A 17,237-nucleotide genomic window follows, 5' to 3' on the forward strand; every position below is an offset into this window, starting at 1 on the left:
TTTTCGTCTGTTTAATGAATAAGACTGCTTTGGTGTTCCCGGCCTGTGCTAGCTAGCTCCAAGGACATTTGAATCGCTCTCATGTGCCCTGGAATGCATGACTTGAGGGCATAGCTACCTGTGCTTCTTGGCGTCGCCTTGAACCTTCAAGAACAGGTGACTCTGCCGACCTTGCAGTTGTGCCCTGCGGATGCGCAGCAGGATGCCTCACCGACGAAGGGTCGGCTGAAGTCATTGTTATAATTAACTGAACAAGCTAGTGGAAAAAAATGAGGCTAATCAACCATTTTATAGTGGCGGTTACACCTGCTACGCACAAAACTTTAACACCACAATTGAATACGAAATTCATATTCGACTACTTACTATCAACACCTTGGCCTAAAGTTTGAATCACATGTCTGGATCCCGCCATAGTCTGAAGAAAACAGACATGGGTAATGCCAAATATTATTTTGAACTTTCGGATCTATTTGGCAAGATTCGAAAAGAAAAAGGGATAGTGCTACGCCGGGGTTCGCCGGCATGACAAATGTAAAAAAGAATGCTGTCACAAGTCATTCCTGTGGTCGCCTGAATCCGGTGCAGATGGGTGATTCATCACAGGTGTGCTGAAAGTTAGCGGACTTTCGAACATCAACAAAACCTGATGAACCTTTTTCAATACCGTAATGCCAATATCTGAACAACAAAAGCTTTCCGTCATAATCCCATGTTTCAATGCGGAACCGTATTTGAGGCAAACGATCGGCTCGGTGCTGAATCAGAGCAGACTTCCTGATCAGATCATCGTTGTCGATGACGGATCCACTGACGAAAGCCTCGCCATCGCTCGCCGTTTCGAAACAGCTTGCGACGGTCTCGTGCAGGTTTTTTCACAACGTTTTGGGCAAGCGACGAAAACGAGGAATTTTGGAGCTTCAATTGCTGAAGGTGATGCCCTGATGTTTCTCGACGCGGACGACGTGCTTTCGCCCAATGTCTTGGAGTCGCTCTCAAACACCTTGAATGCAAAGCCTGGGCGGATCGTCGCCTGCCCATGGCGCCGTCTGGAACTCGTGGGGGACAAGTGGCTCAGCCGACCTGCCAGTTGCACTCCCCGAAAACCTCATCAGGACGCCCTCGCTGCCTGGATGACGGGTTGGTATTATCCTCCCTGCGCTGTTCTTTGGTCGAAAGAGGCCTTCGTCCGCACTGGCGGATGGGACGAGGGGACGGAAATCCATGTCAATGATGATGGCGATCTGATGATGCGCGCTCTGACCCTTGGCATTGCGTTAGAGGAGATTCGCTCTGGGTTGGCGTACTACCGCAGACTTCCTGAGGGACAGGTTTCTTTGAGTGGCCGCAGGTTTTCATATGATGGTCTTGCCAGCAGGATGTTGGTGATTGAAAAGATCGTCAATATGCTCGAAGAGCAGGGTAAAATCGATATCTACCGTGAATCAGTAAGCAAGGCCTTCAGCATGATAGCGGCTGACGCAGCCTGGCATTACGGCGGCATTGGCGAGAGGGCCCGAAGAAGAAGCCGGGAATGCGCTCCTTCGCTTTTGACTAGAACGAAATCCTTCGTGAACTGCTTGCGCAGGGAGCCTGCCGCAGCAAGACCAATCCCCGCCGAGGCGCGGGAGATGGGTGAAGATTTCCGGTTCGGCCTCGATCGGGCGCGAGAGGTGCTGAATACTTCATTCTCGGTAACCGCTGTCATGGAGACGAAGCGTTCCAGACACGTCGATCGACCTGAAATCAGCGTGATCATTCCCGTGTACAACCGGGCTCATCTTCTGCAGCGCACGATCGACAGCGTCCTTGGTCAGACGTTTCGGGATTTTGAAGTTATTGTGGTCGATGACTGCTCCGGAGACGATCCAGCATCAGTACTTGCAAGCTATCAGGACCGGCGTTTGCGTTATTTCCGGCAAGCACGAAATTGCGGCGTTGCCGCGGCCCGCAATCGCGGTTTGCGTGAGGCAAGGGCAGACCTTGTCGCGTTTTTGGACGACGACGATGAATGGTTTCCGGAAAAGCTGGCCCTGCAGGTTGAACTGATGCGTCGCTCCCCGGAGGATGTAGGATTGATCTACACCGGCGTGGAAACCGTCTTCGAAGACGGAAGCCGTACAGTAACCATCCCCTGCGCACGGGGCGAACTTTATCAAGAACTGCTTGTGAGGAATCTCCTCCACGGTGGACCTGTCAGTATCTTGATGCGGCGCAATGTCATCAGAGTGGTTGGTTTTTTTGATGAAACCTTGCCGGCAATCGAAGATTATGACTATTGGCTGCGGATTAGTCGCCTGTACAAGGTCGACTATGTCGCCATGTCCCTTGCCCGGTATAATGATCATGATTTTTCGAAAGGATACCGGGTAGAAGCAAGACGTTCAAAGAAGGTTAAGGAGAATCTGGCGGCTCGGCTCCAGTTCTACCGAAAGCATGGCGCACAAATGCGGGAGCACGGACTCGCGCATCTGTTTCTGGTGGACAGCGCACATCGCCACCTGACACCGGGATGGGACGATGTCAATGGAGCGCGCAGGCTCGCTCTGCAGGCCTTCTTCCTTGCGCCGAACTCCAGGGAAGTGCACGATGTGATGAAAAAGATCTTTATCCCGGACGCGCTGCGTATGTTCCTCAGAAACAGTCGACGGCGGCTCAGCCATGTCTCGAATCGACTGGGATTCATGAAATGAACTTCATTCAACGCAATTTCCTGGTTTACAATGCTGGATAGTTCAAGCGACGGGCTTCATCTTGCTGCTGAATTGAAAAGCATCTGTTACATCTTGAATTACTTCCCGGAACCGAGTTTGACTTTCATTTCGGATGAAGCGGCTTCCATGATGAATCTTAACATCATGCCTTATGTTCTGACGTTCAATCATGGCTTGAACAGATCAGTTCTTCAGCCTTCGGCGCGAAGATTACTCGAACAGGGAATGTTCAAAAAGATTGAAACGCCTTCGAAAGTACAATCCTTGCGGGCGATAATGAACCTAGCGATACGGAAGCCAATCAAAACCATCTTTTGTTTTTTTCGTGCCCTGAAGAAAAACCACAGATGGCATTACATGAGTTCCGCCCCCTATGCCTTGTTTCTGCTAGATTACAAGGTGCAATACGTGCACACGCATTTTGCCGATGAAAATCTGAAATGGACCAAGGCATTATCAGATTGGACAGGATTGCCTTTCGGCGTAACCACTCACGGTTACGACCTGCGCGATGATCCGATTCCTGCAAAAGAAGTTTCCAAACTTCTTTCCAAAGCAAACCTGGTCGTTGCAATCAGCGAATACAATAGAAATCTGATGGTCAAGAAATTCGGGATCTTTAAAGAAAAAATTAAAATTATTCATTGTGGGATTGATACTGAACTTTTCAAACGGGAACATCAATCACAAATTATTTCGGGAAATGAGCTGCGAATCATCACTGTCGGCCGGCTTGTATCGGAAAAGGCGCAGGACGTCCTTTTGCATGCCTTGGCAGAGGTTAAAAAGCGAGGCGTGCGGTTCCGTCTCAAACTGATCGGCGCGGGGCCGCTTCAGGATCAGCTGCAAGATCTTGCTCAAACCCTGAACATCTATGAGTTGATAGAATTTATGGGGGCTCAGCCGCAAGAAATGATCATCGAATCACTGCGGAATTCAGATGTCTTTGTTCTCTCATCTCGAAACGAAGGGTTGCCCATAGTTTGCATGGAAGCAATGTCCATGGAGGTATTCCTCATTGCCACACGTATTTCCGGAATCCCGGAACTTGTTCAGCACAAGCAAAACGGGCTTCTTGTGGAACCGGAGGATGTAGCTGGACTGGCTGATGCGATTTGCTGGGCAGAGAGAAACAGGGAATCTTTGAGAGAAATGAGTCATGCAGCCAGAAATAAGGTGGAAGATGAGTTTGATCGTGAAAAATGTACCCGATCGCTTGTATTTGAAATACAGAAGTTATTGGAGAGATAGATGAGAGCACGACAATTTGGAGAAACAATTTATAGATAAACCTGAGAGTGATGCAGGAAAACTTAGATAGCTATAAAAATAGTTGATGTTATGAAAAAAAATATGCGCGTGATGCAGGTCATATATGCTTTCAATGTTGGTGGGTCCGAATCTGTTGCAAGGGATATCGCATTGAAGTTGAATACAAACGTGGAGCATGCTGTTGCTTCACTGGAATATGATGGACATTTCAGAGAAGTTTTCGATACGAATAATGTGAGAACATACGTCATTGACCGAAAGCCAACTGAATTTTTGGGTCCAATGCTCCGTATCTGGAACGCAATGCGGTCCTTCAAGCCGCATGTAGTCCATACCCACCACCTGTACCAATTGTTCTACTCCTGGCCTGGAGCTCTATTATGCGGTGCTCGCTTAATCCATACAGAGCATGAATATTATTCGCTTCTTCCTGAAAAATATCGCTCAAGGCTGCACAGAATATCTCGATTCTGCAATGCAGTCACAGGTGTGAACAAGGAGACCAGCGATTTCCTCGTTCAAAAAGTAAAGATTTCCAAATCCAAGGTTCATACTATCGTAAATGGCATAGATCTTCAAAAATTTAAGAACTCGTCGTGCAATCGAGAGCAGTTTGGTATTGCGGCAGATGATCTCGTGGCTGGTATTGTTGCTCGGCTTCATCCGGTAAAGGATCATTCGATGTTGTTGCATGCATTTCGAACAGTGGTCGACAAGCTGCCAAAGGCCAAGTTGTTGATAGTTGGTGATGGCGCCGAACGGGAGAATCTTGAAAAACAGCGTGATGCGCTTGGCCTTGAGCATAATGTGAAATTTCTTGGTACGCGCTCCGACATTCCCAACATCTTGAGCTGTATTGATTTATTCGTTCTGGCATCATGGAAAGAGGGTTTGCCGCTCAGTATTCTTGAAGCCATGGCTGCGGGGAAACCTGTTGTTGCTACCGATGTTGGGGGGGTACCTTCTGTCGTGAACAATTCCAATTCAGGAATAATTGTTCCACATCGCAATCCTGAAGCAATGGCCGAAGCAATTCTTCAAATGCTTTTCAATAAAAACAATATGGAAAGATATGGTTCCGCGGGCAGAAGATATGTTGAAGATAACTATTCACTCGACAAATCGATTTCAAAGTATGCATCATTATACATGAATTCTTGAATTGAATCAATTCTTACTTTAGTTTTTTATTTATTTTGTATGCAAAAGATACCGAATATTTCGTAGAAATATAATGAATATTATGGTAAGTATCATTATTCCTACCCATAACTATGGTTTTTGTATTCTGAATACCATTGAAAGTGTCCTGAATCAATCCTACACAAATTATGAATTGATTGTTGTTGACGATGGTTCAGAAGATAATACTCGTGAAATTATAGGTGCTACTCTTGGTCCCAAAGTCAGATATATCCATCAGGAAAATCGGGGGGCCAACGTTGCTCGAAATCGTGGTTTCAATGAATCATCCGGTGACTATGTCATATTTCTGGACTCAGACGATATTTTAGCTGTAAACCATCTTGAAGAGTATTTGAACGAGGCCGCCGTTAATAGGGATGCAAATATATATGGGCCATCGAGAAAAGGTTATTTTATTGATGGCGAATTTATCGAAACCTTGGAAATGAGACGTTGTCCTTCTTCGGATCTGCTTGAAAGTTGGATCAAGCACGAATGGTGGGCTTTCACATCCAGCGTTTTCTGGAAGCGTGAAAATTTTTTGAAAGCTGGTGGCTGGGACGAAACTCTTCATGCCAACCAGGATGGGGATATTGCGATGAGAGCTCTCATTGAGGGGGCCCGATTTATCTACGCTGAGAATGCTCCACCCGTTCTTATTACCTCACATAAGAATATAAAAGCGTCCATATCAGATACTAAAAGCAAAAAAACTTTGGATTCACGTTTTGCTGTTTTTATCAAATTGGAAAAAATTTTGAACCAAAAAAATATGTTGAACGCCAAATATAGAAACGCATTAGGTGCAGGATATTATGCCTTGGCGCGTAGTTCAATTGCTGATTTCCCCGATTACGCAGAACATTGCTATCGTCAATATCGAAGGCTGTGTGGATTGAGGAAGCCAAATGGAAGTTACATGAATTGGATAGGATTAACATTTCTTGGAATAAAAAACAAAACCAGATTATCCCAGTATTTATCAAAAATCTTTACATAGCCCTTGCATGGAATCATAGATATGAACATGCAGAATAGATAATATACACTTGAACCCTTGATTATTCAGAAGTGCTCCAGTTAGGGGGTACTGCATCGGGAAATAAAAAACCGCGGCCGAAAAGGAGTGCTTGTGACGTCCATTCCCTCAACAAAATTGCAAAGAGCGATTGAATATGGATTTCCTGAAAAATCAGATTTTGACGCTCTCGACCGCATCTCGCCGTTACCTGTCCAGGAGCTGTACCGGCAATGGTTGCTTACGCCTTGTCGGGAATGGCTTCCGGAATCCTGGAATCATTTTCACCACGATGGCTGGCATCTAGGCGCTCATCCCCAAACACACGTGTGCCGGCTTGAATGCATGGACGGCAATTTTATTGGCTGGATTTTTCAGCCGCAACTTTATCTGCATGCCGGTGAAGCTGTTTTACCAGAGAAAATGATTAACCTACCCGTGCGGGGACAGCCGTGTTCTCAGGATGTGGAGCGAATTCTTTTCGGGAGAACGGACACGGGCGCATCGTTGAGTGAAGAAGGCTTCGAGGGCATGTGGATTGCCGTCATATTTGGAAGAGATGGGGAAAAATCATTTCAGCGCGTATATCCTGGTCCCACGCATTCCGTCTTGTACAGTCCTTCGGCGAAGGTGGTGGCGACGAGCCATAACCTCATCCCCGAAACTGCACGAGACATCGAGATCAGTCGCGTCTTCAACCTGCCCGCGCGGCAGAGGTTCTATTCCCTCGGACTGACGGCTTTCAAGGGTGTGAAAAGGTTGTTGCCGAATCACTATCTTGATCTCGATTCATTCGTTGCCGTTCGGCATTGGCCTCTCCAGCAACTGGAGCAGTTCGAACATGGAGCGACAGGAGCGGAGCGCATGGTCGAGCACTCCCGACGGCTCCTTTGGGGACTTTCCAACCGGCACTCATCATTTAAAATTTTTATGTCGGCCGGACGCGACTCAAGAGCAATCGCAGCGATTGCACGACCGTTGATCCACGAAGAACGCTTTGATTTCCGACTCAACACGTCATTCGGCTCGGATCTCGGTAGCTGCGTAGATCTTCAAGCCGCCGTTAAATTGGCCAAAATTATGCGACTCCCTCACGATGTGCATCGGCGCGTGATTCGACAGGTCCCCCGACTGGGCATCTTGAAAGGCTTCGTCCGGATTGGCGAGGCGGTTTCCGGGCCAAGTCTGGCAAGTGCCGCCACGTCAGGGCAAGGCGACACCTTCTCCGGGCTCAATCTCGCAGGCATGGCCGGAGAAACAGGGCGCGCCTATTATTGGACAGCCCGGGATTCCGACAAACCGGCTGCCGTGGAAGAAGTGATCAAGTGCGTTGGTGCACCGGTGGCTGAATCCACCGTTGTTGCCGCAGAACGATGGCTCGCCGAACTCCCTGCATGGATCCGTGACTCACCGCCGGATGTCTTTGATCTGCTGTACGTTGAACAGAGGTTGGGATGCTGGGAGGCTCCAGTTCGCTATTTGTATCCGGGCACTCCTCATACTGCCAGTCTCATGGCTTCGGGCTTCAATATCGAACAAATGCTTCGCCTTCCATGTGCCTATCGCAAATCCGGCCAACTGCAGCACGATATGATCGCTTTCAGTTGGCCGGAATTGCTATCTGTTCCATTTAACGAACCTCGTGGTTTCCTTCGCTTCATGGCTCTTCGTGAGCGAGCTCGTGATCGATTACGTGCCCTGCGTCGAGCCATACGGCGCGCTTAGCAAGTCGGCAAATACGTCCTGACGCACGAACCACTTGCAACAGGTCCTGTCGTTCAGACTGCTCGTCGCGAGGTAACTACCATCAGAGCCAGAATAAGAACTGGATACCGGCCTTCGCCGGTATGACTAACATGGAAACGACTTACTCCGATCCGTCATTCCGGCGAAAGCCGGAATCCAGTTCTGGGGACTGGCCATGCACCGTATATGCTGAATAGTTACGTCGCGAGAAGTATTCTCAACAGCATCACCCCAGAGCAGTAGCCAGAATCTGAAATGACAGGCGAATTTAGACGAATTTAGCCATAATGCCCTGCCTTAATTAAAGATGGATCTGGTTGCCTATGAGGCTGACATTCAACACGGACATCTTGTATGTATCAAAAAACGAGCGTTGAACCGTTCATCTGTTTTTCAGGCATTGCTCCTACAGTTGGGGACACGGCAATCGGGCAAGGTATCCTCCAGGCTTTGAAGTCTCGCTTTTCAATACCGATACATGTTCATAGCCCACGGGCTGATGTTTTCGGAAGCCTTCCTGAAATTTCGGAAAAAGACAGAGTTCTTGGCGTGTTACCTTCAATCCCCTGTCACGGCGGCTGGACTTTCCCTATGCATTTGGCAAAGAGAATGAGAGATATCAGAACCAGCGGAGGCAGATCATTACCGCACTCGGCATTTAAGGCGTTGCGTGATACGCTGCAGGGTTGCGCAGGAGTCATCTATCAAGGGGGGCCCAACTGGAATGATCGATGGGTTTCTTCGCAAATGGCTGCCTCACGTTGGCTTTTTCTTGAGGCAGCAAAATACTACGGAGCCGGACGGTATCATGTGGGAGTGAGTTGCGGGCCTTTTGCCTGGTCTTTTCCCGAACGTCTTTGGCGGGCACCGTTAGTTCGCAATGCTCTAAATCGTTACGACATCCTCTTTGTGCGTGACAAATTCTCCCGGCCGGCCCTGACCCGACTCGGCATTGCAACGCGGGTGGTTGATTCCACAGATGCTGCGGTTTTTCTCAAAGCCGAACCGGATAAAGCCTTTTCCCATGTAGAGCAGCAAATATACTCCACACAAGGCCGGCCACGGGCGGTGGTTTGCGTTCGTGACTACCAGCCTCGTTACGTCGAGGCTTTGGGTGCAAGGGAGGCGAACTTGTCGACCCTTGCCTCAGTCCTGGATTATGTCCAGCAGACGCATGCCGACGTTTTTTTTCTCGGCACCGATCATCAGCCACAACCCACCAAGCAGACAGACCTGCAGATCGCTCATCTGGTGCGATCTCGCATGAAGATTCAAGGTGCGGTGATTATCGAGGAGGAGGTTTCAAATGCGGCGGCTTTGAAGTACCTTTACGGCAAGTTCGACTTGATGATCAGCATGCGTCTACACCCCACGATCCTTGCACTGGATGCCGGAGTGCCCTCTTTGATTATTTCCTACGACCCCAAGTGCAACGATTTTTTTCAATCTGTGGGTCTCGCCGACTATGTGGCATCTGTTACTGATTTTACATACGATTGGGCAAAAGAAAAAATCGAAGAAATTTTTTCCAACTCCGAACTGCCCGGCCGGATCCGATCCAGTTATGCGGAGTTGCGTAAAGCACATAAGGATGACTGGGAACCAATGTTTGCGAACATTGAAGCACGTATTCAAGCCTTGCTGAAGTAGAAGAATCTGAATTGGGGTAACTGCTCAATAAACCGTGGCAAACATGGTCTGGATTCCCGCCTTCGCGGGCATGACGTGCTTGTAAAAGCGTTCTCAGTGAAGTCATTCCCGCGAAGGCGGGAATCCAGCTTCAAGGTAACGCGCAGTCTGTGCCCAACCTTTTTGAGCAGTTACGAATCGGGTTCGTAACCGACTGGTACAGGTGATTATTCCTTCTTTAACGTACAACTATTCACGCCATGATCACACCTTGCAAAAATCCAAAGCTCCCCGACTCATCGACTGAAGATGCTTTTTTCCATCCCTTCCAGTCCCAGATTCACTGCGGCGATCGTCATCTTTTAAACGGTCATCGTAGCGCCTTGGTCTGGTTTACCGGACTGTCCGGTAGCGGGAAATCCACGTTGGCCCATGCCTTGGAAGAGCGCCTGTACCAGATGGGTGTACGGAGTTATGTGCTGGACGGCGACAATGTCCGCCACGGCTTGAACAAAGACCTGAAGCTCTCGCCTGAGGATCGCAAGGAAAATATTCGTCGTATCGCGGAAGTGGCCAAGCTGATGGTGGATGCCGGGATTCTCGTATTTGCCGCGTTCATCGCGCCCTACCGCGAAAGCCGTCTGTTTGTCCGTGAACTGATGGCCGATGTGCCCTACTACGAATGCTACGTGAAATGCGGACTCGAGACCTGCGAGGCACGAGACCCCAAGGGGTTGTACCTCAAGGCCAGGGCCGGCCAAATTACGGGCATGACCGGCATCACCGCACCTTACGACCCCCCGGAATCACCTGAACTGATCATTGAAACGGATCAATATCCGTTGGATGAATGCGTTGACCGACTGGTCAGGTTTCTGGTGAAGGAAAAAGTCATTATTATGCGAAAAGCAGCAAATGCATTGTGATCTGCAGTTTTCTTTACTTGTTTCAAGTTATTGATACAAAGGTGCAATATGTCCTTATTGAGAAAAATTCGTCAAACCGTAAAAGTGATTTCGGATGGAGACTTAAAGTTTTTCATCAGCCTATTGCACAGGAATATCTGGAACCAGTGGGATATGGAACTATTTGAATACGATGTGAACAATTCACAAACCCTCGAACCGATCCCTGGTTTGATTACACGCAAGGGAAACCACCATGATATCCCTGATATTATACGAATCTGGCCGGATCAATTCGTGCCTAAAGCGGCTAAAAAAAAATCGGACCAATATGTTCTATCGCAAGTACAAAAATCTCTTGCTTTTTATGTGGCTGAAATTGAAGGCAAAGTGGTGAGCGTGATCTTCGTGCAAGACGCTTCCGCTTGGTGTGGATCTCCTGCACGAGAAGTTGCCAAAGGATTTACAGATCCGGAATTCAGAGGACGTAGAATCTTTAGAATCCTAGAACATTACATTTGCCAAGAGATTGGAAATGGTGTCCGAATTTTTGGCCAAATACATCATTCAAATAGCAAATCCATCTTTATACATAAAAAGATAGGTTTTAAGCATGTTGGAAAGTTGCGAACTTCTATACGCTTTGGCAAAGAATCTTATAAAATATTACCAACATCAACCAATAATTTTGTTGGTGTATGTTGAAAAAGTACCCGCCTGCCTTGCTGGTCACCAACAACAAATCTTTTGGAAGCTCCTTGGCGATCATGCGGAGTCTTCATCAACATGGTGTGTCCGTTTTTATCGCCGGAGTTGATACGGACATCCGGCCTCTTGCAGTAAGCCGCTACTGCACTTCAAGCAAGAATATTTACAAGGCTGCCACTGCCGCATCAACATTTGATTCAATTAAGCATTGGTGGGAAACATTTAAGATTCCTGATAAGCCAATTTTATTTTTTAATGATGATGTAGTCGCCACATGGGTAGCTCAAGAAGATGACCATCTTCAGAAATGGTCTAAACCATGTTCTATGCATCCAAAACTTGCCCTATCCATGCTCAGCAAGGATCAAGCAGATATCATTGCCAGAAAAAACGGCTTACTTGTCCCTCAGTCAAAAGTAATTTGTAGCCTCGAAGACATGTCTTTAGCAGCTGATGAATTAAGTTTTCCAGTTTTGTTGAAGCCATCTGTCTGGTCTAAAAAAGGGAAATTTTTATTCAAAACCCAAATATTGAAAGATAGGACTATTTTCTTAGAAAATACCCGTAGGTATATTGATGGACAAACCATGCTTATTGCCCAGGAATACATTCCGGGTGATGATGATACCGTGGAATTTTGCTTGTTTTACAGAAGTAAGGACGGTCAAAATATCTACTCCTGCACTGGCAGAAAAATCCGTCAATACCCTATAGGCAACGGCGTTATGGCTTCAGGTGTCACGGAAGAAATAAAGGATTTGGAGGAACTGAGCGCACTTTTTTTGAGTAATATCGATGCACGTGGGATCGGTGGCATTGAATTTAAAAGACATCAAGATAAGCTGTATTTCATTGAAATGAGCATTCGCCCCGAAATGTTTCACCCAATCGCCATCAGCGCTGGAGTGGATCTCGTATGGGCTGCTTATGCGGACTTGATCGGACTTAAAAATGGCGCAAAACAAAAACAAACCAGAAAAGTCAGTTATATTAACGAGGTGCACTACCTGCTCATTCTTTTTAAAGAGCGTAAAATAAAGTTAGTTTTTCGTGACCTTTTACGAATTTTTCGTCTTCCAGTCGTCTTTTCGATGCTCAACTTGCATGATCCTGTTCCAATTTTGATCAAGAATTTTAATTCCATCTATTCCAAGATAATTAAGCTATCTAGCCGTGCCAAATAAATTATGGCTTCAAATTTTTGAATCATTTGGCCGAACTTCAGAGAACATCAACATGCTTCATGCTTTTTCAGCTAACAAAACATCTGTAACCAATCAGAAATTCCATTTACCCTCAGAGCAACCAGGTTAGCCGTTTTAGGATGTATGACATGAACTGGAGCACTCATTGTGCTCTTGAAAAGAGTTGGTCATGTACTTCGATGATGTACCGGAAATGTGATCCTGGCCGTTGGCGGAAGATACTCGAAACGGCATGGAGTGTTTCTTGAGCAGCTCGTAGAATCGCGCCCTGGAGAGACCGGAAAGGTTCAACGCGGCGTTCAGGTCGGCGCCGGAGCGGTGCAGGAGTTCCTCGAGGTATTTTTTTTCCATTGCGCTGACGGTCACTTCGCGAAGTTCCCGCAGGGTCGGGAACGGCATGTTTGGAGAGATGGTTTGGGCAAAGGGCTTCTCCACTGAACTGTGCAACATCTCGTCGGCATTGACGCTTTGGGCCAGGTTGTTGTCAACGAGAAAATCGTCGTCATCAGGACTCAAGCTCTGGAAGTTCAGCTGATCCGGTGTGTGATCCTGTAACGGTTCCCGGTTCAGGCTTGCCTGTTTGGCCTTGATTCGCAGGTTCATGGGTAAATGTTGCGGATAGAGGATTGGTTCATCCTTTGATCCAACCAGAATGTTCTCCAGGGTATTCAGCAGCTCCCGGACGTTGCCCGGCCAGTCATGGCTTAGCAGGGCTTCCACGAACTCCGGCGACATGCCCTTGGTCGGCATCCTGTAATGTTCACAGATCTTGTTCATGTGGTGTACGGCGATTTCCTTGATGTCCTCCTTCCGCTCTCGCAGGGGAGGCAGCTCGACATGCATTGCTTTCAACCGAAAGTGGAGGTCCGGACGAAAGTCTCCATTATCGGACATGGCTTCGAGATTCTGGTTGGTGGCGCAAACCAGACGAAAATCGCTCCTGATTTCTCGATTATCGCCGACCTTCCTGAAGCAATGCTCCTGCAGCACGCGCAAAAATTTCTTCTGCACAGCAACGGGAAGTTCCCCTACTTCGTCCAGAAACAATGTACCTCCGTTGGCTCGCATGATCAGGCCGTCCCGGTTGGAAACAGCTCCGGAAAAGGCTCCCTTGATGGAACCGAACAGTTCTGACTCCACGAGATTCTCGGGCAGGGAAGCGCAGTCGACGGTAACAAAACGTGCACCGGCTCTGTCGCTGTTGTCATGAATGGCCCTGGCGAACAGCTCTTTGCCTGTTCCTGTTTCCCCGGTGATGAGTACGGACAATTCACTGTCGGCGGCGTGGGCCACCTGGTCCAGACACGTCTTGATCCTGGCGCTGTTGCCGATAATTCCGTTAACCTTCAAGGCTTTCAAAGCCGAGGAAGCCTTTCGTTTTTCTCGGTATTGCAATGCCCGGATCAACGGGAACACCATCGATTTTAAGGAAGATGGTTTCTGGATATAGTCCCATGCTCCGCTGCGGATCGCCAGTTCAGCGCCGTCCGGATCCGAATCCCCGGTGATGATGATCACCTCGGGTGGCATGGTTCCCTTGTTGATCATTGGCAGGGCTTCAAGACCATTGCCGTCAGGCAGGCGCACATCCAGAAAGACGACGTCAAAATCAGTGCAGGCGGCGATCTCCAATCCCCTGCTGATGGTATAGGAGCAATGAACTTCATGCCCAAGCCGCTCAATCTTTTTTGAGAGTACGTTGCAAATGATCTGGTCGTCATCAATGATTAAAACGCGAGCCATATCAACCCCATGGAAAAATTTAGCAAGTCAGAATCAGCCTGGCGATAATTTATTTCAGGCTCGTGTGTTGATGATCCCAGCTCTGATTATATTATAAATACGCCCCAAGTCCTGCTGGTTGAGTGGTGACTGATCGTCCGGAAAAAACGGAATAGCGCCTCTTTGAGCGCTCATTGGTCGCCCTTTGTCCCTGCAGATTGTTAATAAAAAGTAACACGCTGACTGGAGATGATTTAGACAATTTCAACCAGCAAGAGGGAGCAAGTTCCATGCCCCCCCTCCCGCCTTCTGTTCGAAGGACTGAAATGTATGTGTTTACGGCGGAATGCAAGATTTGGCGGATCAGATTCAAGACTTGTCGCTGTCCGCCAAGAGAATGTTGCATGCAACAAAAATGTTGTTGTTTTGTTGCACGCAACGCTTTGAAGTTTATGGACAGTGGGAGATGGACCGATCATCGCACGCCCTAACCATTTCCGTCCGGGTATGAGGATAGAAATGCTTTTCTGTTCAGATCACAATCCGAACATGCCTTCAGAAGCAATGCCGTCGGCACAGAAAAAAAGACAAACCTTTGATATTTCAAGCATTCAGGAGCAATAACGTTTCATTGCCTGAAAATGCTCCGGGCTCATATTTGTAATCACCGCGCTGATCTGAATCGAATAGGCCAACTTCTCCGCCCGGTTGGTGAGACATGAAGCGACATACTCCATATCCGCGTCCGAGCAGCGAAAACGGATCCTGGCAGTTACGTTTTCCAAATCCAAGTTTTTCAGATCCTCGTCGTAATCATAAAGCGCAACAAGCATTCCTTCCGGAGAAATGTTCCTCACAATTGCTTGTGATCTATAAACTTTCCCATCCTTTTCCATGTGAATAACCGCTGGCGCCAGTACTTCTTTGCGGGGAGACTTTCGCATGTCCGCTTTCGCTTGTTGCATTTTATACCTCGATAGGGCTGGACGTGACGTAGCGCATATCCGCTGTTTTCAAGCCTCTGGCGCCAATGCAATTAATGTGCTAAACGCAGCTTCTGTTCATCTCTGCTCTAAACTCGTTCTTTTCGACAGCCTATCCGCCTCTGTGCATTGCTGCAGGCGAGATCTGGTATTTTTTCAGGAGATCGTACAATGTCGGCCTGGAAACGCCGAGGGCTTCCGCGGCCTTGGCGACATTTCCGTCATTGTCTATAAGGGCGTTTTGAACCATCTGCCGTTCCAGCATTTCCCGGCTCTCGCGCAACGTGCTCGCCAATGACGCTTGCACCCTGGGTCTTGAGCTTTCCGGCTTTTCCGTTTTTTCCGAAAAGCCCAGATCTTCCGGTTCGATGAATGGCGTATTTGTCATGATCACTGCACGTTGAATCCTGTTTTCCAATTCCCGCACATTGCCAGGCCATTCATAGGAATAAAGACATGAAGTGGATTCCTGACTGAAGCCGGCGCTTTTTCTGTTCAATTCTCGACAATTTTTTCGCAAAAAAAGGTTTGCGAGAAGAAGAATGTCGTCCCCACGCTCCCGCAACGGCGGCAAGTCTATGGTCACGACACCAATCCGGTAAAACAGATCTTCCCGAAAGGAACCAGAGGCCAATGCCTGGGCAATGTCGATGTTCGTGGCTGAAACAATGCGTGCGTCCACCTGGATGTCCTGTCGTCCTCCAACGCGCTGGATCACTTTTTCCTGGAGAAAACGGAGCAGCTTGACCTGCAAGGAAAGTGGCAATTCGCCAATCTCATCAAGAAAAAGGGTTCCCTGATGCGCAAACTCAAACTTCCCCTGTGTTCGGGAATGCGCACCGGTATAGGCTCCTTTTTCATGCCCAAACAATTCGGATTCAAGAAGGTTTTCCGGAATGGCGCCGCAATTGATCGCCACGAAGGCATTCTTGCGACGCGAACTCGTGGCATGAACGGCTCTGGCCACAAGCTCCTTGCCAGTGCCGGACTCGCCGGTGATGAGGACGGAAGCATCGGAATCAGCAACTTTGCGGATGGAGTCAAAGACGCTCTGCATTTTTTGGCATTGGCCGATGATTCCATGACCTTCCTCCAGCCCTTGGCAGGAACGGCTGAGCAGATGGCGATTTTCTTCTTCCAAAGAGGCAAGGTGAAAAGCGCGCTTGATGATGATTCGCAGTTCGTCCAGGTCAATGGGCTTGTGGTAGAAGTCGTATGCTCCCATCTGGATGGCCTTGAGAGCGTTTTCATGACCGTCGTTTCCCGTGATGACAATGACCTTCGCGGTACTGGAGAGTCTGAGAATTTCCGAGAGACACCGAAAACCTTCCTGGGAGCTGTCTTCATGCGGAGGCAGCCCCAAGTCCAAAGTGACCACGGCAGGCTTGTGCTTGCGAAAATGCTCAAGGGCATCATTCGCGTCGACTGCCAGCGCCAGACTGTAGTCCCGCCCCAGGCCCCATCGGAGTTGTTTTCGAATGTCTTCGTTGTCGTCGACGACAAGCAGCTTGTTCATGTTTTCGTTCCGGGCTTTACCTCGCAACCGCAGGAGGAATGGTGCTTTGCATGATCCACGTTCCAGAAAACTTGGACAGGATGCAAGGTGCGGGCATACTTGGAAACGGTATTTCGAAACCAAGCTGATTCAAGAAATGGAACTCCCCGTTGAATGAGCAACTTACTCCTTCACCACAAACCTGGACGCAAAGAACAAGACAAGGCGTGTTCATGCAGGTCAAATTTGTTCTCAGCCAACTCCCGGGGATACTGAGGCTGGTTTACCTGTTTTGGCTGGATCGACTATCTGGCCGAACCGGGCAGCGTTCATCAACGCCGGAGGCTAACGCCAGGAGCACAGTCTCGTGTTATGGTTGTACAACGGCTTGATGGCACGAAACCGAAGGAGTGTTACGCTGGCCACAGGCTTAACCAACCGGATTTGAGCATCTATCTGCACAGGATTCCGGTTTTCGCCGGAATGACTTGTCGCAAGAAGTCGATTCCATATCAGTCACCCCGTCAACGCCGGCGTTATCCCTATTCAGGCCTTCTTCTCGAATTTTGCTGATTAGTCCCCACCCCTGCTGATAGCATCTTTTATGCCAACCCCAAAGGTTCGGGAGCGTCTCATTTTGGCAATTCTCAACAGC

The 17,237-nt window shown here is 48.3% G+C and carries 12 protein-coding genes; 9 read left to right on the plus strand and 3 right to left on the minus strand.

All coding sequences use genetic code 11. The features are described 5' to 3' along the window. Positions 1-671 precede the first annotated feature (671 nt). From ACYQ15_RS13965 to ACYQ15_RS14005, 9 genes are all read left to right on the plus strand, one after another. A complete protein-coding gene (locus ACYQ15_RS13965) occupies positions 672-2,693 on the plus strand; it encodes a glycosyltransferase family 2 protein (protein WP_459938120.1) in 2,022 nt (673 codons plus the stop codon). Positions 2,694-2,723: 30 nt separating this feature from the next. Continuing rightward, entirely contained in the window at positions 2,724-3,965 is a 1,242-nt protein-coding gene (locus ACYQ15_RS13970) for a glycosyltransferase family 4 protein (protein WP_459938121.1), read from the plus strand. 102 nt (positions 3,966-4,067) lie between these two features. Then, a complete protein-coding gene (pelF, locus tag ACYQ15_RS13975; protein ID WP_459938122.1) occupies positions 4,068-5,147 on the plus strand; it encodes a GT4 family glycosyltransferase PelF in 1,080 nt (359 codons plus the stop codon). Positions 5,148-5,220: 73 nt separating this feature from the next. Further along, positions 5,221-6,171 carry a glycosyltransferase family 2 protein gene (locus ACYQ15_RS13980; RefSeq protein ID WP_459938123.1) on the plus strand — a complete coding sequence of 317 codons (951 nt, stop codon included), beginning with the start codon at positions 5,221-5,223 and terminating at the stop codon, positions 6,169-6,171. A 132-nt stretch (positions 6,172-6,303) separates the two neighbouring features. Beyond that, positions 6,304-7,914, plus strand: a complete 1,611-nt coding sequence (locus tag ACYQ15_RS13985; RefSeq protein WP_459938124.1) for a hypothetical protein — start codon at positions 6,304-6,306, stop codon at positions 7,912-7,914. Positions 7,915-8,289: 375 nt separating this feature from the next. Continuing rightward, positions 8,290-9,585, plus strand: coding sequence for a polysaccharide pyruvyl transferase family protein (locus ACYQ15_RS13990; protein ID WP_459938125.1), 1,296 nt, complete (start codon positions 8,290-8,292; stop codon positions 9,583-9,585). A gap of 317 nt (positions 9,586-9,902) precedes the next feature. After that, complete coding sequence (gene cysC, locus ACYQ15_RS13995) at positions 9,903-10,490, plus strand: adenylyl-sulfate kinase (RefSeq protein WP_459939589.1); 588 nt, start codon at positions 9,903-9,905, stop codon at positions 10,488-10,490. A 48-nt stretch (positions 10,491-10,538) separates the two neighbouring features. Continuing rightward, positions 10,539-11,174, plus strand: coding sequence for a GNAT family N-acetyltransferase (locus ACYQ15_RS14000; RefSeq protein WP_459938126.1), 636 nt, complete (start codon positions 10,539-10,541; stop codon positions 11,172-11,174). Next, entirely contained in the window at positions 11,168-12,361 is a 1,194-nt protein-coding gene (locus ACYQ15_RS14005; RefSeq protein ID WP_459938127.1) for a hypothetical protein, read from the plus strand. Before ACYQ15_RS14000 ends, ACYQ15_RS14005 begins: the two co-directional genes overlap by 7 nt. 135 nt (positions 12,362-12,496) lie before the next feature. Here the strand turns inward: ACYQ15_RS14005 and ACYQ15_RS14010 are convergent, their stop codons facing one another. The 3 genes from ACYQ15_RS14010 to prsR all read right to left on the minus strand — a co-directional run bounded on the left by ACYQ15_RS14010 (position 12,497) and on the right by prsR (position 16,603). Continuing rightward, positions 12,497-14,125: a sigma-54-dependent transcriptional regulator gene (locus ACYQ15_RS14010; RefSeq protein ID WP_459938128.1), complete on the minus strand. Its 1,629-nt coding sequence runs from the start codon at positions 14,123-14,125 to the stop codon at positions 12,497-12,499. Positions 14,126-14,715: 590 nt separating this feature from the next. Further along, complete coding sequence (locus ACYQ15_RS14015; protein WP_459938129.1) at positions 14,716-15,069, minus strand: hypothetical protein; 354 nt, start codon at positions 15,067-15,069, stop codon at positions 14,716-14,718. A gap of 130 nt (positions 15,070-15,199) precedes the next feature. Next, entirely contained in the window at positions 15,200-16,603 is a 1,404-nt protein-coding gene (gene prsR, locus ACYQ15_RS14020) for a PEP-CTERM-box response regulator transcription factor (RefSeq protein WP_459938130.1), read from the minus strand. Positions 16,604-17,237: the final 634 nt, after the last annotated feature.

Source organism: Desulfonatronum parangueonense (assembly GCF_054656975.1).